Raw genomic sequence first — 26679 nt, 5'->3', positions numbered from 1 at the left:
TCTCCGCGCGGGTGCGGTAAGGAAGGGCCCCCTGTTATCGCTTTCTGTATAGGAAGGGCCCCTTCCTTACCTCTCGGCGGCGGAGCGGACCAGGGGGAGGGTGCGGTACGGGATCTGCTCGGCCAGCGCGATGATCGTCGAGGCGCGGCGGATGCCCTCGTACGAGACGATCTGGTCGATCACCCGCTGGAGGTCGGTGTTCGAGCGGGCCACGATCCGGCAGAGCAGGTCGCTGGAGCCGGTGATGGTGTGCGCCTCCAGCACCTCCGGGATCGCGGCCAGGTGCGCGGCCACCCGGTCGTGCCCGTGCCGCTGGCTGATCTCCAGCGTCACGAAGCTGGTCACCCCGAACCCGATCGCCGCCGGGGAGATCTCCGGACCGAACCCGCCGACGACCCCCCGCTCGACCAGCTTGTCGAGCCGGGCCTGCACGGTGCCCCGGGCGACCCCGAGGCGCCGGGAGCACTCCAGGACCCCGATCCGCGGCTCCTCGGCGAGCAGTTCGATCAACCGCGCGTCGAGGGCGTCGAGCTGTACAGCCTGACCAGCGTTCATGGCTGGACACCCTACTGAATGCGCAACCTGACCAGCTCCCACGCCGACAGTTGCCCAGTGCGCCGGGTCACCGCGATCCTCGCCACAGAACCTGCAGAACCACCCGCACCGACCACGGCGGCGGCCACGAGGCCGACCGGTACTTGAGGGAGACCGCGATGACCCAGGCGATCGACCGACCCCACGGGACCGACGACGTCGACATCGACGTGCTCGTCGGCGCCGTCGACCACGACATCAGCCGCGACCCGTTCCCCGTCAAGGGCCTCGACCACGTGCACTTCCTGGTGGGCAACGCCAAGCAGGCGGCGCACTACTACTCCACCGCGTTCGGGATGACCTGCGTGGCGTACCGGGGGCCGGAGCAGGGCTACCGTGACCACGCCCAGTACGTGCTGACCAGCGGCTCGGCCCGGTTCGTGCTGACCGGCGCGGTCCGCCCGGACGCGCCCGGCGCCGAGCACGTGACCAAGCACAGCGACGGCGTCTCCGACATCGCGCTGGAGGTCCCGGACGTCGACGCCGCGTACGCGCACGCCACCGCGCAGGGCGCGACCGGCCTCGTCGAGCCGCACGACGTCAGCGACGAGCACGGCACCGTCCGGCTGGCCGCCATCGCCGCGTACGGCGACACCCGGCACACGCTGGTCGACCGGTCCCGCTACACCGGCCCGTTCCTGCCCGGCTTCGTGGCCCGCAAGCCGATCGTGGACCGGCAGCCGATGATCGACGCCGGCATCCAGCCGAAGCGCTTCTTCCAGGCCGTCGACCACGTGGTCGGCAACGTCGAGCTCGGCCGGATGGACGAGTGGGTCGAGTTCTACAAGCGCGTCATGGGTTTCTCGAACATGGCCGAGTTCGTCGGCGACGACATCGCCACCGACTACTCGGCGCTGATGAGCAAGGTCGTCGCCAGCGGCACCCGCAAGGTGAAGTTCCCACTCAACGAGCCGGCGATCGCCCGCAAGAAGTCGCAGATCGACGAGTACCTGGAGTTCTACCAGGGCCCGGGCGCCCAGCACATCGCCGTGGCCACCAACGACATCCTGGCCAGCGTCGACGCGATGCGCGCCGCCGGCGTCGAGTTCCTGGACACCCCGGACTCGTACTACGACGACCCGGAGCTGCGCGCCCGGATCGGCCAGGTGCGGGTGCCGATCGAGGAGCTGAAGGCCCGCAAGATCCTGGTGGACCGGGACGAGGACGGCTACCTGTTGCAGATCTTCACCAAGCCGGTGCAGGACCGCCCGACCGTCTTCTTCGAGCTGATCGAGCGGCACGGCTCGCTCGGCTTCGGCAAGGGCAACTTCAAGGCGCTCTTCGAGGCCATCGAGCGCGAGCAGGAGAAGCGCGGCAACCTGTAACACTGTCGAGCGTGACGCAGCCTCCGTCGTACCCGACGCCGCCGGCCGGTGGGCCCACGCCCGCCGCCGGCGGCTTCGCGCCGCCCTCCGGTCCGACCAACCAGGGGTACGCGGTGCCGCCGCAGTACGCCCCACCCGGACACGTCCCGCCGGGCGGGGCCCCGCCACCCGGCTGGTCCCCGCCGCCGGGCTGGACCCCGCACCCCGCGCCGCCGCCGCTCGGCCCCGGCGGCCAGCCGCTCGCCAGCTTCGCCGACCGGCTGCTCGCCGCGCTGATCGACATCGGGCTGAGCACGCTGGTGGCGATGGTCCTCTTCCTGCCGGCGTTCCTGCTGCTCTGGTGGAACATGATGACCGAGCTGACCCGGACCAACCCGGACGGCACCCTCGTCGAGCCGGACCCCGGGTCCTTCATGACCGACTTCATGCTGCCGATACTCCTCCTCGAACTGGGCCTGTTCGTGCTGATGCTCGGGCTCTACTGGCTCTACCACGTGGAGTACATGAAGCGCACGGGGCAGACCTTCGGCAAGCGGGTGATGAAGCTGCGGGTCGTGCCGCTCGACCCGGCCGCCACGCTGGACCGGCGGATGGCCGGCAAGCGGTACGCCGTGCAGCACGTCGCCGCGATGTTCCTCCCCGGCCTCAGCTACCTCGACGGGCTCTGGCAACTGTGGGACAAGCCCTGGCAGCAGTGCCTCCACGACAAGTTCGCCGGCACCGTCGTCGTTAAGGTGTCTGCGTGAGCGAGCGCAGCGAGGCCAGGCCGTGAGCGTCGAACCGGGCTGGTACGTCGACCCGGCCGATCCGGACACCCGACGCTGGTGGGACGGCGAGGGCTGGATCGGCGCGCCGATCCCCGTCGACGCCACCCCACCCGAGGGACCACCGCCGCCCGAGCCGCCGCCCGCGCCCGCCCCGACGCCGCCCGCGGCACCGGTCTCCGCGCCGGGCGCGCCCGCAGGCCGGCAACCCCACCCCGGGCAGCCGTACCCCGGGCAGCCTCATCCCTGGCAGCCGCCGCGGGGCCACGGTCACCCGCAGGGGCCGCCGCCGGGCTGGTCGCCGGGAAACTGGCCGGGACGGCCGCCGGAGCCCCGCCCGCACGGGCTCCCGCTGGCCGGGTTCGGCGCCCGGCTGATCGCCCGGCTGATCGACTTCGCCATCGTGTTCGCCCTGAACGCCGTGGTGAACGGTTGGTTCGTGTGGCGGCTGGTCGAGGAGGTCACCCCGTACTGGCGGGAGGTGTTCCGGCGGGCGCTGGCCGGCGACACCTCCACCGAGGGGCTGCCGCAGCCCAGCGAGCAGGCCGGCGGCCTCCAGGTCGTCATCCTGCTGATCGCCACCGCGCTCTGGCTCGCGTACGAGGTGCCGACGACGGCCGCCGGCGGGCAGACCTTCGGCAAGCGGGTGGTGGGCATCAAGGTGCTCCCGGTGGCCGCCGACGAGCCGCTCGGCTTCGGCCGGGCGCTGCGCCGGTGGAACACCCTCGGCCTGCCCACCCTGCTGTGGTACTGCTGCGGCCTCGGCCTGCTGCTCCAGCTCGTCGACGCGCTCTCCCCGCTCTTCGACCACCCGCTGCGCCAGGCCCTGCACGACAAGCGGGCGCAGACCGTGGTGGTCCAACTCCCCCGCACCCGCCGGACCGACCCTGACGACCGCACCGACCCCTCGGGAGACACCCCATGACCGACACCGGACGCCACCAGCCGGCGCTGCGGCTGACCCGCGCCGACCTGGACGCGCTGCCCAACTACGTGCCCGGCCGCAGCCCGGCCGACCTGGCCCGCGAGCTCGGGCTCCCCGAGGCGATCAAGCTGGCCAGCAACGAGGTCCCGTACGGGCCGCTGCCCGGCGTGGTGGAGGCCGTCGCCGGAGCCGTCGCCGGGGTGCACCGCTACCCGGACATGGGCGTGGTCGCGCTGCGCGAGGCGCTGGCCGAGCGGTACGGCGTGGACGCCGACCGGATCGCCACCGGCTGCGGCTCGGTGGCGCTGGCCGAGCACCTCGTCCGGGCCACCTGCCTGCCCGGGGACGAGCTGCTCTACTCGTGGCGCTCCTTCGAGGCGTACCCGATCATCGCGGCGACCAGCGGCGCGACCAGCGTGCGGGTGCCCAACGGCGCCGGGCACGGGCACGACCTGGCCGCGATGGCGGCGGCGGTGACCGACCGCACCCGGATGATCCTGGTCTGCAACCCGAACAACCCGACCGGGACGTCCGTCCGCCGGGCCGAGCTGGACCGGTTCCTCGACGCGGTCGGCGAGGACGTGCTCGTGGTCATCGACGAGGCGTACCGGGAGTTCGTCACCGACCCCGAGGTGCCGGACGGTCTCACCTACCTCGACCGGCCGAACGTGGTCGTGCTGCGGACGCTCTCCAAGGCCTGGGGCCTGGCCGGCCTGCGGATCGGCTTCCTGGTCGCCCAGCCGGCGGTGGCGGCGGCCGTGCGCAAGGTCGTCACGCCGTTCTCCACCAGCATGGCCGCGCAGGCGGGCGCGCTCGCCGCGCTCGGCCAGGCCGACGAGGTTCGGCGGCGGTGCGGCCTCGTCGTGGCGGAGCGCGACCGGGTGACCGAGGCGCTGCGCAAGCTCGTCCCGGACGTGCCGGACAGCCAGGCGAACTTCGTCTGGCTGCCGCTGGGCGACCGGGCGGTGGACTTCGGCAAGGCCTGCGAGGCCCGGGGCGTGATCGTCCGGCCGTTCCCCGGCGACGGGGTCCGGGTCACCATCGGCACCCCGGCCGAGAACGACGCCTTCCTCGCCGCCGCCGAGGCGGCGCTGGCCTGAGCCTGGTCGACCCGATCCGGCCGTCCGGCGGCCGGATCGGGTCGGGCGCCCGGCGGTGACCGGGCCGGTCCGCCATCCCCCCGCGGACCGACCCGGACGTCTCAGGCGGCCGGCAGCGAGTCGCGCACCTCGACCTGGCCCAACTCGCGGGTCAGGACACCACCGGGACGCCGGTGCCGAGGTAAATCGCGGCGGGCACGGCGATGTCCACCCCGACGGTGAGGGGGAGCCGGACCACCCGGGCCGACGGCGCGGCGTCGGCCGGTGACGCCGTGACCAGGATCAGGATCGCGCCCAACAGGGCGGCCAGGAGACGCACAAGTGGGACTATAGGTAACTTATGTCCGTTTTGTCGAGTAGCCGGGCGGGTGGCGTCTTCACGTCGCGGCGAGGATCACCGGTTCCGAGGTGAGGTAGTAGCGCTGGTCGTCCCCCGTCGGGTCGACCGGCTCGCGGAGCCGCTCCACGGCCACGAAGCCGCTCGCCGCGTACACCGCGCCGGGCGCCCAGCCGATCCCGTCCGAGCCCGCGTTCAACGCGAACCAGGACCGCTGCGCCCCCGTCACCGGGTCCAGCGTCACCAGGTCGTTCGTCTCGGTCAGCAGGTGCACCCGGCCGGGCTGGACGGCGATCAGCCGCGCCGCCGGCAGGTCGGGACGGCGCCACAGCTCCGCGCCGGTACGGGCCGAACGGGCGACCGGCACCCCGTCGACCACCGCCACCGCCGTCCCGTCGACGAGTTCGGCGTCCGGCCGGTCCAGGGCGGGGGCGGGGACCGGCTCCCCGTCGCCGACCAGCCACCCCCGGCCCGCGTCCTCCCCCGGCGCGGCGGTCCGCAGGGCGGCGCACCCGACCCGGCCGGTCCCGCAGCCCACCGGCGACGCCACCAGCTCGTCGCCGGCCCCGGGCGGCCGCCAACGGACGCCGACCACGCCGGTCGCGGCGTCGCGGAACTCCACCACGGCCGGACCCGCGCACGCGTCCACGGTGATCAGCTGCCCCGACGCCGTCGTGCCGACCGCCTCCCGGCAGCCGGGGTCCGCGTCGGCCCGCCAGAGCTCACGGCCGTCGGCCAGGTCGATGCCGCGGGCGCCCGCGCCCGTCGCCACCACCACCTGCCGGCCGTCCGCGGCACGGGCGACGAAGACACCTTGGGGATCCCAGACCGTGGCCGCGCCGGTGCGCCGAACCGTCCGCTCCCCGACCGGCGCCGGCCCCGCCGCCTCCCAGGCCACCCGGCCGGTACGCGCGTCCAACGCCACGAGCCGCCCGTCCGACCAACGGCTGACCACCGTCGTCCCGCTCGCGACCACCCCGTCCAGCTCCGCCGGCCAACGCCGGTACGACCAGTACGGGGTGGTCCGGTGCCGGCCGCCGACCGGCCGGTCGGCGTATATCTGGCGGTGGGCGGCGTAGACCCGCAGCCGGCCGTCCACGATCAGCGGGGCGACCGGGAGCCGGCCGACCACGCCGACGGCCGCGGCGGCGGCCGGCGGGTACGCGCCCCGGGCGGGCGTGCTGACCTCGGCGGGGGCGAGCACCCGGTGGACCGTCGCCGCGACGGCGGCGGTGGCGAGCAGCGCCGCGACCGCCACCACGATCCGTCGCCGGCCCTTCGGGAACCCCATGCGCACCTCCGCCCGGCACCCTACCCAGCGGGGCCGGTCAGGGCCCTGTCAGGTCGCCGCGCCCGCCCGGCCCAGCGGTGCCGGCGCAGGGGGTCGGGGCGGGCGACGCCGGCGCGGCGGGGCATTTCGGGCGGACGGCCTGCTGGAGGTGGCGGCGACGGTAACCCGGGTGGGCGCTCGCAGCCCCGCGCCCTCAGGCCGCCTCGGCGGTGCCGGTGGCCGCCGCCGCGGCCAGGTCGGCGAGGTCCTGCCGCAGGGCGTGCTCGACCGCCCGGGCGGCCAGCCCGCCGAGCAGCAGCGCGACCACCCGGCCGTACGGGGCGGTCGGCACCGCCTCCTGCTCGACGGTGACGGCGGTGCAGCCGCGGCGACGCCGCTCGACCGGGCGCAGCGTCCAGGTGATCCGGTAGTCCACCCCGGCGCCCCGCGAACCGAGCACCAACCGCCGGGGCGGCTCGGCCTCGATGACGACGAACTCCTCGACCAGCGCCGTGCCGTCGGGCTGGGAACGGGTCTCCCGCCAGGCGGTGCCCGGGCCGAACGCGCCGGGGGTGAGCACCTCCACCGGGCCGGTGGAGCGCCGGGTGCGGGTGGTCAGGTCGGTCAGCAGCCGCCAGAGGTCGGCGTCGTGCGCCTCCACGAACTCCGTGACCGCCACCGTCGACATGCCACCTCCCGTGGCGTCGACGGTACGCCGGGTGAGCGCGGAGCGGGGCCCCCGGGAGCGTAATTCCACCGCCGGAGGCCCCGATCCCGGTCCGGGGCCCGGTCAGCGGCCGAACTGGCCGGCCCGGATCGCGCCCACGAAGGCCGCCCACCCCGGCGGGCTGACCGCCAGCGTGGGGCCGGCCTGGTCCTTGGAGTCGCGTACGCCCACCACACCGAGGACGTCGACCAGGTTGTCCGCCACCTCCACGCAGAGGCCCTGGTCGTTCGAGCGGCTGCTGGTACGCCAGACCGCGCCCGGGAGATCGTTCATCGTCGTCACCTTTTCCTGTCGTCGGGACGCCCGCCGGCGGCCGGGACCGGAACCGGAAAGGGGGGCGTCCGGCCCGGCCCGGCGGCGGCATGGCGACGGAATCCGCGACGCTCAACGGGGAAACGACGGACCCCGGTCGCACCATCTGTGCGACCGGGGTCCGTCGTGCGCGGAGGTGGGCGGGGACGGACTGGCGGAGGTGACGCCGGCCGTTCGCGCGGCCCGTCGGCGGGCGGGTCAGCGCGCGGCGACGACCGTCCCGGTCACCTCACCCAGGGCGATGGTGGTGCCGTCCGGGCCGGGCGCGGTGGCCGTGATGCTCACCGTGTCGCCGTCCTCCAGGAACGTGCGGGTCTCGCCCCCGGCGAACTTCACCGGCTCGGCCCCACCCCACGTCAGTTCCAGGAACGAGCCGACCTGCCCCCGCTCCGGCCCGGAGACGGTGCCCGAGGCGTAGAGGTCGCCGGTGCGCAGCGAGGCGCCGTTGACGGTCAGGTGGGCCAACTGCTGCGCCGGCGTCCAGTACATGGTGGCGAACGGCGGCTCGCTGACGCGCTCGCCGTTCCACTCCACCGCGAGGCGCAGGTCCAGCCCGAGGTGCGGCACGTCGCGCAGGTAGTCGGCGACCGGCGGGTCCTGGTCGGGCGCGGGGACGAAGGCGTCGCCGAGCGCGTCCAGCGGGGTCACCCAGGCGGACACCGAGGTGGCGAAGGACTTACCCAGGAAAGGACCGAGCGGCTGGTACTCCCAGGCCTGGATGTCCCGGGCCGACCAGTCGTTGACCAGCACCACGCCGAACACGTGGTCGGCGAAGTCCTCGGCGGGGACCCGCGTGCCCAGCCGGCTGGGCACGCCGACCACGAAGCCGACCTCGGCCTCGATGTCGAGGCGTACGGACGGGCCGGTGACCGGGCCCTGCGGGGTGGCCCGCTGCCCGCTGGGCCGCACGACCGGGGTGCCGGAGACGACCACCGTGCCGGCCCGGCCGTGGTAGCCGATCGGCAGGTGCTTCCAGTTCGGCAGCAGGGGCGGTTGACCGGGGCGGAAGATCTGCCCCACGTTGCCCGCGTGGTGCTCGGAGGAGTAGAAGTCGACGTAGTCGGCCACGTCGAACGGCAGCACCATCCGCACCTCGTCCAGCGGCACCAGCAGCGGCTCCACCGCCGGCCGGTGGGCGGCGTCGGTGAGCAGCTCGGTCACCCGCTGCCGGACGGCCGTCCACTGTGGGCGACCGAGGGCCATGAAGTCGTTGAGGGTGGGCCGGCCCAGCGTGCCGGCCGCCAGCACCAGGCCGGCCGCCTCCGCGCCGGCCAGGTCGAGCACGAAGTCGGCGATCCGTACGCCGACGCGAGGCTCGCGCTCCCCCTGGCGGAACACCCCGTACGGCAGGTTGGCCACCCCGTACGGCGATCCGTCGGCACCCGTCACCCAGCTCATGCCGGCCCTCCGCTGCGCTCCGGGCCGCCCTGAGGCGTCACCGGCCTGCAATGATGATTCGCTCGCTGACGCTCGCTCATGCGTCGAAGCCCCCGTTCACCAGCCCCAGCCGGATCAGATCGGTCAGTGGTTCCAGGATGCTGCACGAGCCGTAGCCGGCCCACAGCGGGCGCGGCGCGGCCAGGTCTCCCTCGACGCACCGCAACAGCGGGCGCGGGTCGGTCGCGGTGAGCAGCTCGGCGATCCGCTCCACCCCGGCGCCGTCGGCGGCGGCCAGCGTCGCGGCCAGCACGTTGGCGAAGCCGTGGTGGGTGAAGCCGGTCTCCGGGTCGAGGTGCCGGACCGCCTGGTGCAGCCCGGCGGTGAGCTTGAACGGCAGGTGTCGGTCCCGGCAGGCGCGGATCACCGCCGCCAGCTCGGCCGGGGTCGGGAAGAGTTCGGCGGCAAGCCCACCGGTGCGGAACTTCGCCGCGACCGGCAACCCGCCGGCGCGAGCCGCGGCCAGCACGTCCAGCGCTCCCGTCAGCCCGAAGGTCAGCGGCACCTCGGCGTAGACGGTGACCTCGTCCGTGCCGGCGGCCTCGGGCCGGTTCGCCCGGCGGGCCAGCTCGACCAGTTGGGTCAGGCCCGGCAGCGGGTCCTCGCCGCGCCTGGCGACCGCCGCCTCCACCTGACGGACGAGAAGGCGCGGGTCGACCCCGGTCCGCGCCGCGTCGAGCCGGGCGAGCGGCACGTCGCCGATCACGCCGACCTCGATCCGCTCCCCCGGGTCGAGCAGGTCGGCCAGCTCGGGCAGCCGCGTGGCGGGGACCAGGAGCGGGCCGACCAGGTCGGCGTACCAGGAGGCGCGGTGCCGCCGGTGCGCGGCGACGGCGTCGGGCAGCGGCGCGCTGCCGGGCGGGAAGACGGCGGCGTCGTCGACGAGGCCGTCGAGAAGCGCGGGCACCTGCGTTGACACGAGACAAGAATGTACGGGACGCTACGAGGAACGGACAACAGCGTCCGATTATCGGACGCCGTTGGATCGGTGAACGGGACGAACCGGGAGGCGAGATGCCGTACTACCGCAGCGTCGGCGAGGTGCCACGCAAGCGCCACACCCAGTTCCGTCAGCCCGACGGCAGCCTCTACGCCGAGGAGCTGATGGGCCAGGAGGGCTTCTCCTCCGACTCGTCCCTGCTCTACCACCGGCACGCGCCGACCGCGATCGTGGCGGCCGAGGAGTTCGCCCCGCCGGCGTTCACCCGGGTGCCCAACCTGCCGCTCAAGCCCCGCCACCTGCGCACCCACAAGCTCGACGGGGCCGGCGCGGACCCGGTGCTCGGCCGGCAGTACCTGCTCGCCAACGACGACGTGCGGATCGCGTACGTGCTGGCGGACCGGCCGTCGCCGCTGTTCCGGGACGCGACCGGCGACCACTGCCTGTACGTCGAGTCGGGCACCCTGCGGGTCGAGTCGACGTTCGGCGTGCTCGACGCGGTGGCCGGCGACTACGTGGTCATCCCCACCTCGACCATCCACCGGCTGGTGCCCACCGGCGACGAGCCGGTCCGGCTGCTCGCCGTCGAGGCGGCCGGCCACATCGGCCCGCCCAAGCGCTACCTCTCCGTCCGGGGCCAGTTCCTGGAGCACTCGCCGTACTGCGAGCGGGACGTGCGCGGGCCGGACGCGCCGCTGCTGGTGGACGAGACCGACGTGGAGGTGCTGGTCCGGCACCGCTCCCGGGCGGCACGCCCGGACGGCAGCGGCACGGCCTGGACACGTCATGTCTACGCCCACCACCCGTTCGACGTGGTCGGCTGGGACGGCCACATGTACCCGTGGGCCTTCTCCATCCACGACTTCGAGCCGATCACCGGCCGGATCCACCAGCCGCCGCCCGTGCACCAGACGTTCCAGGGCCCGAACTTCGTGATCTGCTCGTTCGTGCCGCGCAAGGTGGACTACCACCCGGACGCCATCCCGGTGCCGTACAACCACCACAACGTCGACTCCGACGAAATGCTCTTCTACACCGGCGGCAACTACGAGGCCCGGCGCGGCTCCGGCATCGAGCAGGGCTCGATCTCGCTGCACCCGTCCGGCTTCACCCACGGCCCCCAGCCGGGCGCCGCCGAGCGTTCGATCGGCGCCGACTTCTTCGACGAGCTGGCCGTCATGGTCGACACCTTCCGCCCGCTCGACCTCTGCGACGCCGCCCGGTCCTGCGAGGACGACGGCTACGCCTGGACCTGGGCGCGCCGTCCGTAGCGCCCCTCGGAGGGTGGGGGTTCGCCGGGGCCCGGGCTCCAGCCGAACCCCGACAGGCGTCAGACCGCGGTACGCGACAGAACGGCAAGCTCGGCGGCGGTGGCCGTGGCGATGGCGAGGACCAGCGGCCACGGGGTGCCGACCAGGGCGTAGAGCAGGATCAGCGCGGGCGCGGCGGCCGCCGCGTAGACGGCCAGGGCCAGCGTGCGGTCGGAGCGCAGCAGGCCGGGCAGGATGGTCCGGGTCAGGCCGGGCAGCCTGGCGGCGAAGCGCCAGACCACGAGGGCCCCGCCGAGCGCCGCGAACGCCGCCGCGAACCGGGACAGCCCGGCGCTGCCCGGCGCCATGCACGCGATCAGCACGGCGGTGACCATGGTCCAGCCCGCGCCGTAGACCACGAGCTGGCGCAAGCCGGTCGAGATGGTGCGGCCGGAGTCGACCCGGCCGGGGCTCATCGCGGCGGCCTCGGCGAGGTGTTCCAGCGCCTCGCTCCAGCGCCGCTGCTCCAGCCGGAGCACCCCGATGTCGTGCCGGGCCTCCGCGAGCTGCGGGTCCAGCCGCAGCGCCTCGCGATAGGCCCGCTCGGCCAGGTCGAACAGCTGCATGTTGGCCGCCACCAGCCCGAGCACCAGATGTGCCTGCGGGTTCTCGGGGGCCAGCTCCACCCCGCGCCAGGCCGCGTTCAGCGCCGGCTGCCCGTTGCGCGAGCCGGCCAGGATCGCCGCGGCGCTGCTCTGGGCGTACGCGTCGTCGGGGCCCAGCGCCAGGATCCGGTCGGCGGTACGGGCCGACTCGGCGTACTCCTCAAGGTCGGCCAGCGCGAGGGCACGGGCGACCAGCGCCGGGACGCTGTCCGGGGCGGCGGCGACCGCGGCGTCGGCGGCGGTGCGCGCCTCCGCCGGCCGGCCGGCCGCGAGGTGGACCCGGGACAGCATGGTCAGGGCCTCGGCGTTCGCCGGGTCCAGGGCGACCGCGTAGGAGACCTCGGCGGCGGCCTCGTCGTAGCGGCCCAGCTCGGCGAGGAGCTGGGCCCGCTGGAGGTAGCCGTCGGCGGCGGACCGGTCGGAGGTGGCGTCGCTGGACATCGCGGCGAGCCTAGGCGGCCGGGGCGTCGTACACCAGGGCCACCGCGATGCCGGTGAGGCCCTCGCCGCGCCCGGGGAAGCCGAGGCCGTCGGTGGTGGCCGCGGAGACGGTGACCGGCGCGCCGACCGCCTCGGAGAGCACCCGCTGGGCCTCCTCGCGGCGCGGACCGATCTTGGGCCGGTTGCCGACCACCTGCACCGACACGTTGCCGATCGCGAAGCCGGCGGCCCGCACCCGGCGGGCGCTCTCGGCCAGCAGCGCGACGCCCGACGCACCGGCCCACTCGGGCTGACCCACCCCGAAGTTGGCGCCCAGGTCCCCGAGGCCGGCCGCGGAGAGCAGCGCGTTGCAGGCGGCGTGCGCGGCCACGTCCGCGTCCGAGTGCCCGGCCAGGCCATCCTGGTCGGGCCAGAGCAGACCGGCCACCCAGCACGGCCGGCCCGCCTCGAAGGCGTGCACGTCGGTGCCGATGGCCACCCGGGGAACGATCATGCGACGAGGGTACGCGTCAGCCGCCGGCGGCCAGCAGGTGCTCGGCCAGCGCCAGGTCGAACGGGCGGGTGACCTTCAGCGCGTACTCCGAGCCGGGGACGCAGAGCACCGGGATGCCCTGCTTCTCAACCAGGCCGGCGTCGTCGGTGAGCGGGTCGCCGGCGGCGGCGTGCGCGGCGGCCAGCACCGCCCGGCGGAAGCCCTGCGGGGTCTGCACCGCCCGCAGGGCGGAACGGTCGACGGTGCCGAGGACGACCTCGCCGGCGCCGACCTCCTTGATCGTGTCGACCACGGGGAGCACCGGGATCACCGCGTCGTGCCCGGCGCGGACGGCCGCCGCGACGGACTCCACCAGGTCGGGCGGGGTCAGCGCCCGGGCGGCGTCGTGCACGAGGACGATCTCCGGGCCGGCCGGCACGGCGGCGAGGGCGGCGGCCACGGAGGCCTGCCGCTCGGCGCCGCCGGGCACCACGGTCACCGGGGCGACCGGGCCGAGCAGGTCCCGGACGGCCGCCACCTCGGCGGCCGGAGCGGCCACGACGATGGTGTGCACCGAGCGCGCGGCGGCGAGCCGGCGGACGGCGTGCACCAGCAGCGGTTCCCCCGCCAGCAGGCGCAGGGCTTTGGGCCGGCCGGGCCCGAGGCGTACGCCGGCACCGGCCGCAGGCACGAGGACCGCGACGTCACCGCGCGGATTGAGCTGCGCGGTCACGTCGCGGTCCTCGGTGGTTTCTTCGCTACGAATCGGGTACGACGATGCTGTGGGGACTAGGCCTCGGTGAGCACCTTGTCGAGCAGCGTCTCCGCCTCGTCCTTGGTGCTCTTCTCGGCCAGCGCGACCTCGCCGACGAGAATGTCGCGGGCCTTGGCGAGCATGCGCTTCTCGCCCGCGGAAAGGCCCCGCTCCCGCTCCCGGCGCCACAGGTCGCGGACGACCTCGGCGACCTTCAGCGGGTTGCCCGAGGCCAGCTTCTCCAGATTCGCCTTGTAACGCCGCGACCAGTTGGTCGGCTCCTCGGTATGCGGTGCACGGAGCACGTCGAAGACCTTGCCGAGGCCCTCTTCGCCGACCACCTCGCGCACACCCACGATCTCGGCGTTCTCGGCGGGCACCCGGACCGTCAGGTCACCCTGCGCGACCCTCAGGACGAGGTATTGCTTAGGCTCGCCCTTGATGACCCGAGTCTCGATTGCCTCGATGAGTGCGGCCCCGTGGTGGGGGTAAACAACGGTCTCGCCGACACTGAAAACCATAGGTTCGAAACCCCTTTCGCTGTGTCTAGGGTAACACGCTCAGGCACCGATGTCTCACCGCTGTCCTGACCGTTGGCGCAGCTCAGGGGCCCTGTGAGAGGTATTTCTTCGGCTTGACAGACCATCAAACCGATGATTCGAACACGCTCCGTAACCTGTGGATGACGGGCCGGTACGAGTGACGCGAACGTCGAGATCAAGGGCTATGCGCTCCTCCCATGGTAGCCCGCCGGCCGCATACGCGCCCAGGTGTAGCGGTACGAGGGCCCGTGCGGGACGCTGGAGGTCGAGCCGCTGTCCGCTCACCGAGACGTCCTGGGGGTCCGATGGGCAAGCCCGACGCAGACGGCCCGGAACTGCCCGACCTGCCGCCGGAGTGGGGCCGGGTGGTCGTGCCGGACGACGCCTCCGCCCTCGCGGCCGAGGCCGAACAGGTCCGCCGCGAGCTGCGCGCGCGGGCCCACCGGGGCGGCCCCCGCCGGGTCGCCCGGTCCCCGCTCGCCCTGCCCCTGCTGGTCCTGCTGGTGGCGGTGCTGGCCACGGTCGCCGGCCTGATGACGGTCACCTGGCCCCGTTCCGGCCGGACCGCCCCGGGGCCCACCCCCGCGCCGTACGCCCCGCCGACCGGGATGACCGGACGGCCGCTGCCGGCGCTGGACCTGGTCGACGCGGGGCAGTCACCGGTGCCGCTGCGCGGGCTGCTGCCCGCGATGATCATCCTGGTCGACGGGTGCACCTGCCCGGAGGACGTGGCCACCGCCGCCGCCCTGGCGCCCGCCGGGGTCACGGTCGTCACCGTCGCCGAGGACCGGCCCGTACGCGTCTCGCCGCCGCCCGCCGGGGCGACCGTACGACCACTGGCCGACCCGGCGGGCGGGCTGCGCGCGTTCCTGCACCTGCCGCCCCGCCCCGGCGTCGCCGCCGCGCTGCTGGTCGACCGGGCCGGGATACTGGTCACGGTGGTGCCCGAGGTGCGCTCCGCCGAGGACTACCGCGCCGACCTGGCCGGCCTCGCCGCCTGACCCGGCGCCCGGCGTCTCCCCGGCGCCCCGGCGGCCGGCGGCCCCGCGCGGGGCACCGGCGCGTCAGGGCAGGCCGACCAGCTGCGCCTCCACGCGGAGCGGTTCGGCGTCGGCGGTCGACAGGGAGACCCGGAACGGCCCGCCCACGGCGGTCAGCTCGATCGACACCACCGACCCGTCGCACCCGACCGTCGGGAAGGGGACGGCGGCCCTGATCCGCTCGAGCACGACCAGCAGCTCACCCGGCCCCGTGCAGCGGTACTCGAGCAGGAAGCGGGTGGCGGCCTCACCGGCGGCCTGCTTGACCACCCGGCCGTTCTCCCGGCCGAGCGTCGCCCGCTCCCGCCAGATCGTGTTCGGAAGACGGCCGAGCCGACGCGGCTCGGGATCGACCCGGACGCCGGCCCGCCCCCCGGAGTCGACCCGGAACGCGGCACCGGTGCGCGGGTCGACCCGGAAGGTGGCTCCGCCGTCGCGGTCGCCGGGCAGGGACCAGACGGAGACGACCTCCTGACCGTCGAGGGCCACCCTGGAGGAGACGATGGCGTCACTGCTGCCGGGCACGTACCCGGACCGGCTCTGCGCGGACGGGGGCGGCGCGCCGGCCACCGGGCCGGTGGCCGGCGCGCCGGCCTGCCACCACCAGCCCCCGGCGACCAGGGCCGTCAGGGCCGACCCGGCCAGCACCGCCGCGCGCAGCCGGTCGCCGGCCGCCGCGGGTTGCCGGACCGTCTCGGCGCGTGGGCCGTCCACCTCTGTCCACGGCCGGTCTGCCGCCTCCGCGTCCATTACCAGAGGGTAATCTCGGCGCGCCCGCGGCGTCGCTGTCAGTCCTGCCGTTCGAGAAGCGCGGCGTAGAGGGTCAGGCCCGGCCCGAACGCCAACATCACCACCCGCCGCGGCGGCGACGCGGCCCGGCGCAGCCGGTCGAGGATCAGCAGCACCGTCGGCGACGAGCAGTTGCCGTGCTCGGCCAGCGTCGCCCGGGACGCCGCCAGCCCCTCCGGCGGCAGGGCCAGCTCCCGCTCGACGACGTTGAGGATGCGCGGGCCGCCCGGGTGCACGGCCCAGCCGTCCACCCCGGACAGCGTCGCGCCGTGCCGGGCCAGCAGGTCGTCGACCAGGCCCCGGACGTGCCGGGAGAGCACCTGCGGCACCTTCGGCGACAGCCCCATCCGGAAGCCGGTGTCGGTGACGTCCCAGGTCATGTGGTCGGCGGTGGAGGTGTCCGTGACGGAGCTGATCTCGCGCAGCGCGTACCCCCGGCCGCCGGGGACGACCACGGTGGCGACCGCGGCGTCCGAGAAGAGCGCGTGGGAGACGATCTGCTGGGTGTCCACCCGGGCGCTGGACGGCTGGATGTGCAGGCTGGTCAGCTCCGCGCAGAGCAGCAGCGCCGGCCGGCCGCGGGCGGTCACGAAGTCGCTCGCCGCGCCCAGCCCGGGCAGGGCCGCGTAGCAGCCCATGTGGCCGACGAACATGCGCTGCGTGTCCGGGGCCATGCCCAGGTCCCGGGCGAGCAGGATGTCGAGCCCCGGGGTGGCGTACCCGGTGCACGAGCAGACCACGAAGAGCCCGACGTCCCCCGCGGCCAGACCGGCGGCCGTCAACGCCCGGCCCACCGCCTCCTTGCCCAACGGCAGCGCCTCGACCTGGTAGCGGCGCATCCGCCGCTCCGTCGGCCAGTCGGAGACGTCCTCCAGCAGCGGGTTGACCGCGGCCTGGCGGCGGGTGACCCCCGAGTGGGCGAAGATCCGCTGCGCCAGCGCGCGCGTGCTGCCGGAGAAGTGCTTCGAGAAGAAGCCCTCCCACAACTCGTCCTGCCCCGCCGACGGCGGGTGTGCCGTCCCCAGCCCCGCGATCACCGGTACGGCCACGATGCCCACCTCTCGTCCGGCCCTGCGCGCCGGGCGGCCCGCCCCGCCGCCGTCCCCCTGCCGGGGGCCGCTCCGTCCGCCGCCCCGACGGACCTCCCACGCTCACCAACGAGGGACCGATCCGTCGCGGTCCGGGTCGCCGCCCAACGCGGCGATGCCCAGCCAGTCGGCGCAGACGTCCGAGGTGGCCGGGTGCAGCGAGCCGCAGCGGGCATCCCGGTAGAGCCGCTCCAGCGGATGCCCCCGCCGGGTGGCGGAGGTGCCGGCCGCCTCCAGCATCGACGCCGCCACGTCGGCGGCGGTCGTGCCGGCGAGCAGCTTGGCCCGCCACACCCAGCGGTTGGTCTCCGCGTCCCCCGGCGCCTCGTCCACCCGCCGGGCGGCCTCCGCGACCACCAGGTGGGCGGCCGCCACGTCGGCGTCGGCCCGGCCGAGGCGGGACCGGACGGCCGGCAGGCCGGCGAGGTTGCGGGCGTTCAGGTGCTCGGCCGCCGCGTCGACCGCCGCCCGGGCCACCCCGACGTAGACGGCGGCGTAGCTGGCCACCAGCCAGTGCGGCATGAGCTGGGCGACCACCAGGGCCAGGCCCTCCACGCCGCCGAGCAGCCGGTCGGCCGGCACGGTCACGTCCAGGTGCAGGTCGTGCGAGGAGGTCGCCCGCATGCCGAGCGAGTCCCACGTGGGCTCGACGGTCAGCCCGTCCCCGGCCGGCACCAGGAACTGGGAGACCACCGACTGGTCGGCGGCGCTGCGGGCGGCCACCAGGTAGCCGTCGGCGTGCCCCGCCCCCGAGCAGAACGTCTTGCTGCCCTTGAGGTGGTATCCGCCGTCGACCGGCTCGTAGACGGTGCTGAGCTGGGACAGCCGCGCGCCGGCGCCGCGCTCGCTCATCGCCACCGCGTACCAGGAGCCCTGGGCGGCGGCGGTGAGGAGCCGGTCCCGCGCGGCCAGCGCCCCGTCCGGCACGCCGAGCGCCTCGGCCAGCTCCTCGGTCACCGCGCCGAGGGCGCCGGTGACCGAGGCGTGCATGTTGAACACCAGGGCCGTCGCCCCGTTGCCCCGGGCCAGCTCGGTGGCGACCGCCGCGTACTCCGCGAAGGTGGCGCCCGCCCCGCCCAGCTCGGTGGGGACCATCAGGCCGAACAGCCCGGCCTCGCGCAGATCCCGGAAGTCCTCGACCGGGAACGAGCCGTCGCGGTCGTGCTCGGCCGCCCGGGCGGCCAGCCTCGGTGCCAGGCGGCGAGCCGCCTCCAGCGCGTGCAGCGTCATACAGCCCCCTCCTCGGCCCTGTCCTACCCAGGGACCCGTTCCGCTATCCGCTCCGCGTGCCCCGCCCCTGGTAGAGCACGGCGGTCGACCAGGTCGGCACGATCCGGGGCGCCGCGCCCGTCGGCCGCGGACGACCGACCACAGTCCCACCCGAGTGGACGGCGGCGGGCGCGGCAGGCCGGTCGGCGACGGTCGCGCCCGGACGGTCGGCGCCGGCACGACCGGCGGCCCGGAACCGGCGGGCCAGCCAGCCGAGCAGCCCGGGCACGCCCGGCCGGATCCCCCGCAGCCGCAGCCGGACGCCGTGCCGGGCGCACTCGGCGACGAGCGCCCGGGCGTCCACGAACAACCGTGGGTCGTGGATGCCCCTCGGCACGGTCGGCAGCCGCTCGGCGATCCGGACGGCCAGCAGCCGGCTCACCGCCGTGTCGTTCAGCGTGTCCAGCACGAGCAGGCCACCAGGGCGAAGCAGCCGACACGCCTCGGCCACCGCGCGCCGCCAGTCCGGCACGTGCTCCAGGATCTCGCCCGCGGCCACCACGTCGGCGCAGCCGTCGGCCAGCGGGACGGCGGTGGCGTCGCCGTTGACGGCGATCACCCCGTGCGCGGCGGCCTGCGCCAGGGCCGACCGGGTGAGGTCGACGCCGACGTGCCGGTAGCCCTTGCCGGCCAGGTGCGGGGCGAGCAGCCCGGCGCCGCAGCCGAGGTCGACCAGGAGGGCGCCGGGGCGGGACGCCGGCGGCACGAGCGCGGCACGCGCCTCGGCCAACCAGTGCAGCATCGCGAACGCGCCGTCCGGACGCCACCACTCGCCGGCCAGGTCGTCGTACTGGCGCGGATCGTTGCGCGGCAGGGTGCGGCCCGCGTCTCGCATGGACCGAGCGTGGCACGACTGTCCGGTAACGACCAGACTTTCCTCATGTCGTCAACGGTGCTAGGGCTGGTCAGGACGAGCCACCCGGAGCCGGCCGCCGCGGTCACCACCGTGGCCGGGCTGCTCGCCTGGGGCGCCGGGCACCGGCCGGCCGGCGTCCTGGCCGTGGCGCTGACCGTGGCGGCCAGCCAGCTCGCCGTCGGCTGGGCCAACGACGCGCTCGACGCGGACCGGGACGCCACGGTGGGGCGTACCGACAAACCGGTCGCCACCGGCGCGGTGGGCCGGCGCACCACGGCCGTGGCCGCGGCGGTGGCCGCGCTCGCCACCCCGGCGCTGGCGCTGGCCACGGGCCCGGCCGCCGCGCTCTGCGTCACCGTCGCGCTGGTCTCCGCGCTGCTCTACGACTGGCCGCTGAAGTCGACCCCGGTGTCGGTGCTGCCCTACGCGGTGTCGTTCGGGTCGCTGCCCGCCTTCGTCGTGCTGGCGCTGCCCGGGGCGCCGGCCCCGCCGGTCTGGCTGGTCGCCGCCGCGGCCTTCCTGGGCGCCGGGGCGCACTTCGCCAACGTCCTGCCCGACCTGGCCGACGACGCCCGGACGGGGGTGCGCGGGCTGCCGCACCGGCTCGGCCCCGCCGGCAGCCGCGCCGCCGCCGCCGGCCTGCTGCTCGCGGCGACCGCCACCCTGGTCCTCGGGCCGCCCGGGCCGCCGTCGGGCGTCGGCGTCGCCGCGGTCGCGGCCGCGGTCGTGGTGCCGCCCCTGAGCTGGTACGGCGGGCGCGGCGCCGCCCGGGCCGGAGGTCGGCCCGTGGCCGCGTTCCGGGCCGTCATGCTGATCGCCCTCATCGACGTCGTCCTGCTGGTCACGAGCGGTCGGCTGGTCTGAGGTCCGCCCCGGGGAGTGGCATCCCCGGGTCGGCGTGCGGGGGCGGATCAGGCCCAACTACCCTGGAGCGCGGTCTGCGCGGGCATGGCCACCGTGCCCGGCGTGAGCACCGGGTGGGATCGTGACGAGGAGGACCGACGTGACGCGCTCGATCAGGGGTTCCCGGCGGGCGGCCCTGCTGCTGTCCGGGATGGCGGCGGCGACCGGGCTGCTGCTGTCCGGCTGCGGCGCCGGCCAGGTCGCCGAGACCGCCAACAAGGAGCCGTCGGTCCAGGGCGTCAACCTGAATGTCACCCTGCCGGCCGGCGAAGGTTCCTACGCGGTCCGTGGCCTGCTGGTCGAGTTCCCGGGTGTCGAGGGCTACAAGGCGGGCGCCAACGCCGTCCTCAACGCCGTGATCTACAACGACTCGAAGAAACCGGTCACCGTGACCGTGACCACCAACAGCGCCCGCGAGGTCGTGATCACCGGTAAGGGGGCCGCGGCCAGCCCGTCGGCGTCGCCGTCCGAGTCCCCGTCGCCCACCCCGTCGGAGTCGGAGTCGGCCAGCCCGGGCGCCTCGGAGAGCCCGTCGGAGTCGGTCAGCCCCGGCGCCCCGGAGAGCCCGTCGGCCCCGGCGAGCCCGGCCGCGCCCGCCGGCGAGCCGGCCCGGATCGAGATCCCGCCGCTGAGCTACGTGAAGCTCAACACCGAGGCCGACCGCGTCCTCCAGCTCATCGGCCTGAACGAGGCGCTGCGCTCCGGGCAGAACGTCATCCTGACCTTCGACTTCGGCAACGGCGACACGGTCACCGGCCCGGCGCCGGTCGCCGTGCCGCTCACCCCGGCCGCGCCCCCGTCGCAGATCGTCGAGCGCCTGGGCGGCTACGACGAGAACGAGGGCGGCGGCCACTGACCCTCCGCCCGCTGTTTCCGACGACACCGTCGGCGTGGTGACCGCCACGCCGGCGGTGTCTTCGTCGTACGCGGGGACTAACGTCCCCATGTGACCACCTCCCGATCGACGTCCCCGCGCGCCGCCAGCGGGCGCGGCCGGGCGTCCAGCCGCGAGCCCCGACCGGCCTACGAGTGCGACGCCTGCGGGCACCAGCCGCCCAAGTGGGTCGGGCGCTGCCCCGAGTGCGGCGAGTGGGGCTCGGTGGTCGAGTGCACCGTCACCGGCCCGACCGTCTCCGGCAAGGTGGTCAGCTCGCGGATGCCGGCCGAGCCGGCCCGGCCGATCGCCACCATCAGCGCCGCCCCGGCGCGGGCCCGGCCCACCGGGGTCAGCGAGCTCGACCGGGTGCTCGGCGGCGGCCTGGTCCCCGGCGCGGTGGTGCTGCTCGCCGGCGAGCCGGGCGTCGGCAAGTCCACCCTGCTGCTCGACGTGGCCCAGCAGTGGGCCGCCGGGGCCGGCAGCCCGTCGCTGGTGGTCAGCGGCGAGGAGTCGGTCAGCCAGGTCCGGCTGCGCGCCGAACGGATGGGCACCCTGCACGACCAGCTCTACCTCGCCGCCGAGAGCGACCTCGCCGCGGTGCTCGGCCACCTCGACGCGGTCAAGCCGGGCCTGCTGGTGCTCGACTCGGTGCAGACCATCTCCACCACCGGCGCCGAGGGCGTGTCGGGCGGGGTGACCCAGGTGCGGGCGGTCACCGCCGCGCTGGTCGCGGTCGCCAAGGAGCGCGGCATCGCCACCGTGCTGGTCGGCCACGTCACCAAGGACGGCCAGGTCGCCGGCCCCCGGGTGCTGGAGCACCTGGTCGACGTGGTGCTGCACTTCGAGGGCGACAAGCACTCCTCCCTGCGCATGGTGCGCGGCGTGAAGAACCGCTTCGGCGCCGCCGACGAGGTGGGCTGCTTCGAGATGCACGAGGGCGGCATCAGCAGCCTGGCCGACCCGTCCGGGCTGTTCCTGACCCGCTACGCGGAGCCGGTCCCGGGCACCTGTGTCACGGTGGCGATGGAGGGCCGCCGGGCGCTGGTCACCGAGGTGCAGGCCCTGATCGGCGCGACGGTGGCCGGGTCGCCCCGGCGCACCGTCTCCGGGCTCGACTCGGCCCGGCTCGCGATGGTGCTGGCCGTGCTCCAGCGCCGCACCGAGCGGCTGACCCTGCACGACCGGGAGGTCTTCGCGGCCACCGTCGGCGGCATCCGGGTGGTGGAGCCGGCGGCCGACCTGGCGGTCGCCCTGGCCGTCGCCTCGGGCGGGCTCAACCTCGCCATCGCGCCCCACCTGGTGGCGATCGGCGAGGTCGGGCTCACCGGCGAGGTGCGCCGGGTCGGCGCGGTGCCGCGCCGGCTGGCCGAGGCGGCGCGGCTCGGGTTCCGGCTCGCGCTGGTGCCCACCGGGTGCGGGCCCGAGAGCACCGGCGTGACCCCCGGGGGCATGCGGGTGATCGAGGTCGCCGACGTGCGCTCGGCGCTCCAGGCCGTCGCCCGCGCGTCGGCGGAGTGAGCGGCGATGGCCGGGCGACGGGACCCTCGGGGCGATACCGGACAGCCGGGCCGCCGGCTCCCGGTCCGGGCGACGTGGGGCATCGCGACACATCACAGTAACCACGACAGCACCCACCGCAGGGCAGTCCGTAGACTGTGCCCGTGCCGATCGACCGCGATACCACCAAGCCTGCCGGCGCGACGCCCCACGCCCGCACCGGCGCCGTGGGCTCGCCCGCCCGCCCGATCAGCGTGAGCGTGACCGGCGGCGCCGGGGGTGCCGGCGACCCGCTGCGGGCCAACCTGGCACTGATGGCCCCCGGCACGGCGCTGCGCGACGGTCTCGAGCGGATCCTGCGCGGCCGCACGGGCGCGCTGATCGTCCTCGGCTACGACAAGGTCGTCGAGGGGCTCTGCACCGGCGGGTTCCCGCTCGACGTCGAGTTCTCCGCCACCCGGGTCCGCGAGCTGTGCAAGATGGACGGGGCGGTCGTGCTCTCCAGCGACGGCACCCGCATCGTCCGGGCGGCCGTGCACCTGATGCCCGACCCGAGCATCCCCACCGAGGAGTCCGGCACCCGGCACCGCACCGCCGAGCGGGTCGCCCGGCAGACCGGCTACCCGGTGATCTCGGTGAGCCAGTCCATGCGGATCATCAGCCTCTACGTGAACGGCCAGCGGCACGTGCTGGACGACTCTGCGGCGATCCTGTCCCGCGCCAACCAGGCGCTCGCCACGCTGGAGCGCTACAAGCTCCGGCTGGACGAGGTCTCCGGCACCCTCTCCGCGCTGGAGATCGAGGACCTGGTCACCGTACGGGACGCGGTCGCGGTGGTGCAGCGGCTGGAGATGGTCCGCCGGATCGCCGACGAGATCGCGGGCTACGTGGTGGAGCTGGGCACCGACGGCCGCCTGCTGGCCCTCCAGCTCGACGAGCTGATGGCCGGCGTCGACGCCGACCGCACCCTGGTCATCCGTGACTACCTCCCGGCCGGCCGGAAGTCCCGCACCCTCGACGAGGCGCTGGTCGAGCTGGACCTGCTCGGCGCGACCGAGCTGATCGATCTGGTCTCCGTCGCCAAGGCGATCGGCTACCCGGCCGCCTCCGACGCGCTGGACGCGGCGGTCAGCCCGCGCGGCTTCCGGCTGCTCGCCAAGGTGCCCCGGCTGCCGGCGGCCGTGGTCGACCGCCTCGTCGTGCACTTCGGCAGCCTCCAGCGCCTGCTCGGCGCCACGGTGGAGGATCTCCAGGCCGTGGAGGGGGTCGGCGACGCCCGCGCCCGCGGCGTCCGGGAGGGGCTGTCCCGGCTCGCCGAGGCGTCCATCCTGGAGCGCTACGTCTGATCCGGGCCCGCTCGGCCGATCAGCCGTCGGTGACGGTGAGCTTCACCGGCTCGCTGAGCTTGGTGCCCACCCGGGCGAAGACCTGGTACGTCCCGGCCGGCGGGTTCGGGCCCGCCGCCACCCCGTTGGCGCACTTGCTGCTGTCGCGGCCGTTCCAGCCCACCTGGTAGGAGCGCTCGAAGCCCGGCGTGAAGGACTGCACGTCGGAGCCCTTGCCGGTGCCGCAGGTGTCGGACGACCAGATCTTCTCGGCCCCCGACTTGATGAACAGCTCCTGCTCGTCGGCGCCGACGTCGCGGCTGCACGTCCGCTCGGACCGGTTCTTCACCTTCAGCTGGAGATCCACCACGGCCCCGCGGACCACCGACGCGGGCAGGGCCACCGGCGTCACGGTGATCTCGGCGTCCGTGCAGGCACCGTCGCCGGCGGCCGGCACGACCGGCGCCGCCGGCGGCGTGTCGGTGGTGGTCGGGCCGCCCGACGGGTCGGCGGCGCCCGGGTCGCCCGACGCGCCCGGCGAGGGCCCGCCGGTCTGCGGGCTGAGCACCGCGCCGGTGGGTCCCGGTGTCGCACCGGGCGACGTCGCACCCGCTGCGGGCTGCCCGTCGCCGCTGTTGTCGGCCTTCCGGTCCGAGCCGGTGCACGAATAGAGCAGGACAATCAGGAAGAGAAGCCCCGCTCCGAGCACGACGGCGCGACGCCGCCAGTAAACGGCGGGTGGCAGGGGGCCGACCGTCAGACGCATGATGCCCCCACCGTAGCGGCGCGGGGCTCGGCAGCCCGGCGCGACGCGCCGAGGTGTCCGCAGCTCACCGTTCCCACCCTCCACATGCGACGATCATGTCTGCCGACGGTGTCCCGCCGGCGACACAGGGTCGCGGGTCAGAGATACACCTTGCGCTGGTAGATGGCGTGGGCGCCGGCAACCCGGTCCAGGAAGAGCAGCCCCGCGCAGTGGTCGATCTCGTGTTGCAGGGCCCGCGCCTCGAACCCGTCGGTCACCAGCCGTACGGACTTGCCGCTGCCGGGCAGCACACCCTCCACCACCAGCCGGCTGGCCCGCTTGACGTCGCCGGTGAGGTCGGGCACCGACATGCACCCCTCCCGGGCCACCTTCCACCGGCTCGCCTCGACGACCCGGGCGTTACACAGCACGAAGGTGCCGTGCACGGTGACCGCCTTCGGATGGCCGGTCACGTCGACCGCGAAGACCTGCGCGCCCACGCCGATCTGCGGGGCGGCCAGCCCGACGCAGCCCGGCGACACCCGCATGGTGGCGACCAGGTCGGCCGCCAGGCGTACGGTCTCCTCGGCCGTCGGGTCGACCTCGCCGCCATGCCGGCTGAGCACCTGGTCGGGGGCGGACACCACCGGCCGCACCTCCCCCGGCGCGTCCAGGGACTCCGGGGTCCAGTCGCCGAGGCCGGCGTACGCCTCGCTCTCCGGGGCGCGCTCGTCGCCGGTCACAGCAGATCCGGGTCGGCCGGGCGGAGGGTCACCCCGACACCCAGGTCGGCGGCGGTCGACGCGAGCCGGCCGGCCACCTCGTCGGCCGTGTCGGGCGGCAGGTCCACCTCGGCGACCACCACGTAGAGCGACCCGGTCAGCCGGGTGCTCAGGTCGGTGACGTTGCCGCCGGCGTCGGCGAGCACGCGGGTCATCGCCGCGACGATGCCCATCCGGTCCGCGCCGTGCACCGCCATCACGTACGGCTCTCCGGCCGGAGCCGTCTCACCGTCGGGAGTGACCTCGCGTACGGTCGCCAGCAGCTGGCCGTCGGCGGAGAGCGGCGCGAGCGCGGCCTCGACGTCGGCGGCGGCCGGGCCCACGCAGACCAGGGTCATCGCGAAGTGCCCCCGCAGCCGGGTCATCGTGCTGTCGGTGAGGTTCGCACCGAGCCGGGCGAGCACCTCGGCGACGTCGGCCACGATGCCCGGCCGGTCCCGGCCGATGACGGTGATCGCGAGCTCGTTCATCCGGGCATTCTCCCCGATCCGCCGGGCGCCGCCGCAGCGCCCCGCCCAGGGCGCTCAGCCAGCGGGACGGTCGCGAGCCCGCCGCCCGCGCCGCGTCGGGGGCGCGCCGCGTGACATCATCGGCGGCGCGATGTCTGAGCCCACTTTCGCCACCCTGGTCAGCCGGTGGTACGAGGAGAACGCCCGCGACCTGCCGTGGCGGAAGCCCGACGTCACCCCGTGGGCGATCCTGGTCAGCGAGGTCATGCTGCAGCAGACGCCCGTCGTGCGGGTGCTGCCCGCCTGGGCGGCGTGGCTGGACCGCTGGCCCGACCCGGCCGCGCTCGCGGCGGACAGCCCGGCGGAGGCGATCCGGATGTGGGGACGGCTCGGCTACCCCCGCCGGGCGGTACGGCTGCGGGACTGCGCCGTCGCGATCGTCGAGCGGCACGGCGGTCAGGTTCCGGACCGGCTGGACCAGTTGCTGGCCCTGCCGGGCGTCGGGACGTACACGGCCCGGGCGGTGGCCGCGTTCGCGTACGGCCAGCGGCACCCGGTGGTCGACACCAACGTACGGCGGGTGGTCTGCCGGGCGATCGCCGGCGAGCCGGACGCCGGCCCGGCCACCCGCCCGGCCGACCTGGTGGCCACCGAGGAACTGCTTCCCGTCGAGCCGGCCGCCGCCGCGCTGGCCAGCGCGGCCTTCATGGAGCTGGGCGCGGTGATCTGCACCGCCCGCTCGCCCCGCTGCGGAAGTTGCCCCGTCGAGGCGGTCTGCGCCTGGCGGGCGTCCGGCCAGGAGGCCCCCGCCGGCCCGAGCCGACGCCCCCAGCGGTACGCCGGCACGGACCGCCAGGTGCGCGGACTGCTGCTCGGCGTACTCCGGGAGGCGACCGGCCCGGTGCCGCACCAGCGTCTCGACCAGGTGTGGGCCGACGACGTGCAGCGGGCCCGGGCGCTCACCGGGCTGGTGCGGGACGGCCTCGTGGAGCCGGTGGGCGAGTCGTCGTTCCGCCTCGTCGGCGACGGCCCACCGGTCCCCGTCGCGCGCCTCGGGGCATGACGAAAGGGCCGGCCCCGTTCGGGGGCCGGCCCTTGTCGGTGGTGGTTGTCTGGATCAGGCGGCGTAGCCGCGGGTGGCGATCCAGTCGGCGAGGGCCTCGGTGGTGATCCAGTAGGAGGCCTGGGCCGGGTCGGCGGAGTC

At 75.2% G+C, this 26679-nt stretch carries 29 protein-coding genes and 1 pseudogene; 11 read left to right on the top strand and 19 right to left on the bottom strand.

The window, feature by feature from the left end; all coding sequences use genetic code 11:
- Window positions 1–66: 66 nt before the first annotated feature.
- Window positions 67–555: an Lrp/AsnC family transcriptional regulator gene (locus tag AB0G14_RS27310; RefSeq protein ID WP_357702137.1), complete on the bottom strand. Its 489-nt coding sequence runs from the start codon at window positions 553–555 to the stop codon at window positions 67–69.
- A 158-nt stretch (window positions 556–713) separates the two neighbouring features.
- Here AB0G14_RS27310 and hppD point away from each other — a divergent pair, with 158 nt between their 5' ends.
- The 4 genes from hppD to hisC are packed head-to-tail and all read left to right on the top strand — an operon-like array spanning window position 714 to window position 4708.
- A complete protein-coding gene (hppD, locus tag AB0G14_RS27305) occupies window positions 714–1919 on the top strand; it encodes a 4-hydroxyphenylpyruvate dioxygenase (protein WP_357702135.1) in 1206 nt (401 codons plus the stop codon).
- 11 nt (window positions 1920–1930) lie between these two features.
- A complete protein-coding gene (locus AB0G14_RS27300) occupies window positions 1931–2665 on the top strand; it encodes an RDD family protein (RefSeq protein WP_357702133.1) in 735 nt (244 codons plus the stop codon).
- A gap of 22 nt (window positions 2666–2687) precedes the next feature.
- Window positions 2688–3608 (top strand): RDD family protein, encoded by a 921-nt coding sequence (locus tag AB0G14_RS27295; RefSeq protein ID WP_357702131.1) that lies wholly within the window; start codon window positions 2688–2690, stop codon window positions 3606–3608.
- Window positions 3605–4708, top strand: coding sequence for a histidinol-phosphate transaminase (gene hisC / locus AB0G14_RS27290; protein ID WP_357702129.1), 1104 nt, complete (start codon window positions 3605–3607; stop codon window positions 4706–4708). Before AB0G14_RS27295 ends, hisC begins: the two co-directional genes overlap by 4 nt.
- 151 nt (window positions 4709–4859) lie before the next feature.
- Here hisC and AB0G14_RS27285 read toward each other — a convergent pair whose 3' ends face one another.
- The 6 genes from AB0G14_RS27285 to AB0G14_RS27260 form a co-directional block, all read right to left on the bottom strand.
- Window positions 4860–5027, bottom strand: a complete 168-nt coding sequence (locus tag AB0G14_RS27285; RefSeq protein WP_357702127.1) for a hypothetical protein — start codon at window positions 5025–5027, stop codon at window positions 4860–4862.
- Between the two features lie 58 nt (window positions 5028–5085).
- A complete protein-coding gene (locus tag AB0G14_RS27280) occupies window positions 5086–6336 on the bottom strand; it encodes a PQQ-binding-like beta-propeller repeat protein (RefSeq protein ID WP_357702125.1) in 1251 nt (416 codons plus the stop codon).
- Between the two features lie 193 nt (window positions 6337–6529).
- On the bottom strand, window positions 6530–7003 hold the full coding sequence (locus AB0G14_RS27275; RefSeq protein WP_357702123.1) for an SRPBCC family protein: 474 nt from the start codon (window positions 7001–7003) through the stop codon (window positions 6530–6532).
- A gap of 102 nt (window positions 7004–7105) precedes the next feature.
- Complete coding sequence (locus AB0G14_RS27270) at window positions 7106–7315, bottom strand: DUF397 domain-containing protein (RefSeq protein WP_091101629.1); 210 nt, start codon at window positions 7313–7315, stop codon at window positions 7106–7108.
- Window positions 7316–7552: 237 nt separating this feature from the next.
- Window positions 7553–8752, bottom strand: a complete 1200-nt coding sequence (gene fahA, locus AB0G14_RS27265) for a fumarylacetoacetase (RefSeq protein ID WP_357702120.1) — start codon at window positions 8750–8752, stop codon at window positions 7553–7555.
- A 76-nt stretch (window positions 8753–8828) separates the two neighbouring features.
- Window positions 8829–9710, bottom strand: coding sequence for a hypothetical protein (locus tag AB0G14_RS27260; protein WP_357702118.1), 882 nt, complete (start codon window positions 9708–9710; stop codon window positions 8829–8831).
- A 95-nt stretch (window positions 9711–9805) separates the two neighbouring features.
- On the opposite strand from AB0G14_RS27260, the gene AB0G14_RS27255 reads away from it, so the two are divergent.
- Window positions 9806–11002 carry a cupin domain-containing protein gene (locus tag AB0G14_RS27255; protein WP_357702116.1) on the top strand — a complete coding sequence of 399 codons (1197 nt, stop codon included), beginning with the start codon at window positions 9806–9808 and terminating at the stop codon, window positions 11000–11002.
- A gap of 59 nt (window positions 11003–11061) precedes the next feature.
- On the opposite strand, the gene AB0G14_RS27250 is transcribed toward AB0G14_RS27255, so the two are convergent.
- From AB0G14_RS27250 to AB0G14_RS27235, 4 genes are read right to left on the bottom strand one after another with little or no spacing between them, the layout of a single operon-like run.
- Window positions 11062–12087 carry a tetratricopeptide repeat protein gene (locus AB0G14_RS27250; protein ID WP_357702114.1) on the bottom strand — a complete coding sequence of 342 codons (1026 nt, stop codon included), beginning with the start codon at window positions 12085–12087 and terminating at the stop codon, window positions 11062–11064.
- A 10-nt stretch (window positions 12088–12097) separates the two neighbouring features.
- Window positions 12098–12580, bottom strand: a complete 483-nt coding sequence (ispF, locus tag AB0G14_RS27245) for a 2-C-methyl-D-erythritol 2,4-cyclodiphosphate synthase (RefSeq protein ID WP_357702112.1) — start codon at window positions 12578–12580, stop codon at window positions 12098–12100.
- A gap of 16 nt (window positions 12581–12596) precedes the next feature.
- Window positions 12597–13292, bottom strand: coding sequence for a 2-C-methyl-D-erythritol 4-phosphate cytidylyltransferase (gene ispD / locus AB0G14_RS27240; protein ID WP_357702110.1), 696 nt, complete (start codon window positions 13290–13292; stop codon window positions 12597–12599).
- Window positions 13293–13348: 56 nt separating this feature from the next.
- On the bottom strand, window positions 13349–13834 hold the full coding sequence (locus tag AB0G14_RS27235) for a CarD family transcriptional regulator (RefSeq protein WP_007073334.1): 486 nt from the start codon (window positions 13832–13834) through the stop codon (window positions 13349–13351).
- Window positions 13835–14160: 326 nt separating this feature from the next.
- Between AB0G14_RS27235 and AB0G14_RS27230 the strand changes: the two genes are divergently transcribed.
- Entirely contained in the window at window positions 14161–14856 is a 696-nt protein-coding gene (locus AB0G14_RS27230; protein WP_357702108.1) for a hypothetical protein, read from the top strand.
- A 63-nt stretch (window positions 14857–14919) separates the two neighbouring features.
- Here AB0G14_RS27230 and AB0G14_RS27225 read toward each other — a convergent pair whose 3' ends face one another.
- From AB0G14_RS27225 to AB0G14_RS27210, 4 genes are all read right to left on the bottom strand, one after another.
- On the bottom strand, window positions 14920–15645 hold the full coding sequence (locus AB0G14_RS27225; RefSeq protein ID WP_357702106.1) for a hypothetical protein: 726 nt from the start codon (window positions 15643–15645) through the stop codon (window positions 14920–14922).
- A 38-nt stretch (window positions 15646–15683) separates the two neighbouring features.
- Window positions 15684–16733 carry a type III polyketide synthase gene (locus AB0G14_RS27220; protein ID WP_357702104.1) on the bottom strand — a complete coding sequence of 350 codons (1050 nt, stop codon included), beginning with the start codon at window positions 16731–16733 and terminating at the stop codon, window positions 15684–15686.
- A gap of 102 nt (window positions 16734–16835) precedes the next feature.
- Window positions 16836–18002 (bottom strand): acyl-CoA dehydrogenase family protein, encoded by a 1167-nt coding sequence (locus AB0G14_RS27215; protein ID WP_357702102.1) that lies wholly within the window; start codon window positions 18000–18002, stop codon window positions 16836–16838.
- A 43-nt stretch (window positions 18003–18045) separates the two neighbouring features.
- Window positions 18046–18876: a methyltransferase domain-containing protein gene (locus AB0G14_RS27210; protein ID WP_357702100.1), complete on the bottom strand. Its 831-nt coding sequence runs from the start codon at window positions 18874–18876 to the stop codon at window positions 18046–18048.
- A 45-nt stretch (window positions 18877–18921) separates the two neighbouring features.
- On the opposite strand from AB0G14_RS27210, the gene AB0G14_RS27205 reads away from it, so the two are divergent.
- From AB0G14_RS27205 to disA, 4 genes are all read left to right on the top strand, one after another.
- Window positions 18922–19761: a UbiA family prenyltransferase gene (locus tag AB0G14_RS27205; protein WP_357702098.1), complete on the top strand. Its 840-nt coding sequence runs from the start codon at window positions 18922–18924 to the stop codon at window positions 19759–19761.
- A 139-nt stretch (window positions 19762–19900) separates the two neighbouring features.
- Entirely contained in the window at window positions 19901–20656 is a 756-nt protein-coding gene (locus AB0G14_RS27200; RefSeq protein WP_357702096.1) for a hypothetical protein, read from the top strand.
- Between the two features lie 90 nt (window positions 20657–20746).
- Entirely contained in the window at window positions 20747–22195 is a 1449-nt protein-coding gene (gene radA / locus AB0G14_RS27195; RefSeq protein ID WP_357702095.1) for a DNA repair protein RadA, read from the top strand.
- A 143-nt stretch (window positions 22196–22338) separates the two neighbouring features.
- Window positions 22339–23520: a DNA integrity scanning diadenylate cyclase DisA gene (disA, locus tag AB0G14_RS27190; protein WP_357702092.1), complete on the top strand. Its 1182-nt coding sequence runs from the start codon at window positions 22339–22341 to the stop codon at window positions 23518–23520.
- Between the two features lie 19 nt (window positions 23521–23539).
- Here the strand turns inward: disA and AB0G14_RS27185 are convergent, their stop codons facing one another.
- The 3 genes from AB0G14_RS27185 to AB0G14_RS27175 all read right to left on the bottom strand — a co-directional run bounded on the left by AB0G14_RS27185 (window position 23540) and on the right by AB0G14_RS27175 (window position 25496).
- On the bottom strand, window positions 23540–24265 hold the full coding sequence (locus tag AB0G14_RS27185) for a hypothetical protein (RefSeq protein WP_357702090.1): 726 nt from the start codon (window positions 24263–24265) through the stop codon (window positions 23540–23542).
- A gap of 137 nt (window positions 24266–24402) precedes the next feature.
- Window positions 24403–24987, bottom strand: coding sequence for a peptide deformylase (locus AB0G14_RS27180; RefSeq protein ID WP_357702088.1), 585 nt, complete (start codon window positions 24985–24987; stop codon window positions 24403–24405).
- Window positions 24984–25496 (bottom strand): ACT domain-containing protein, encoded by a 513-nt coding sequence (locus tag AB0G14_RS27175; protein ID WP_357702086.1) that lies wholly within the window; start codon window positions 25494–25496, stop codon window positions 24984–24986. The genes AB0G14_RS27180 and AB0G14_RS27175 overlap by 4 nt, the downstream gene beginning before the upstream one ends.
- A 130-nt stretch (window positions 25497–25626) precedes the next feature.
- Between AB0G14_RS27175 and AB0G14_RS27170 the strand changes: the two genes are divergently transcribed.
- Entirely contained in the window at window positions 25627–26538 is a 912-nt protein-coding gene (locus AB0G14_RS27170) for an A/G-specific adenine glycosylase (RefSeq protein WP_357702083.1), read from the top strand.
- A gap of 54 nt (window positions 26539–26592) precedes the next feature.
- Here AB0G14_RS27170 and AB0G14_RS27165 read toward each other — a convergent pair.
- Window positions 26593–26679, bottom strand: a pseudogene (locus AB0G14_RS27165) (phytochelatin synthase); the annotation flags it as partial.

The sequence above is a fragment of the Micromonospora sp. NPDC023814 genome (genome assembly GCF_040639595.1).
Lineage (GTDB): Bacteria > Actinomycetota > Actinomycetes > Mycobacteriales > Micromonosporaceae > Micromonospora.
The sequence above is the reverse complement of the archived record's forward strand: the minus strand, read 5'-3'. Positions and strand labels throughout refer to the sequence as shown.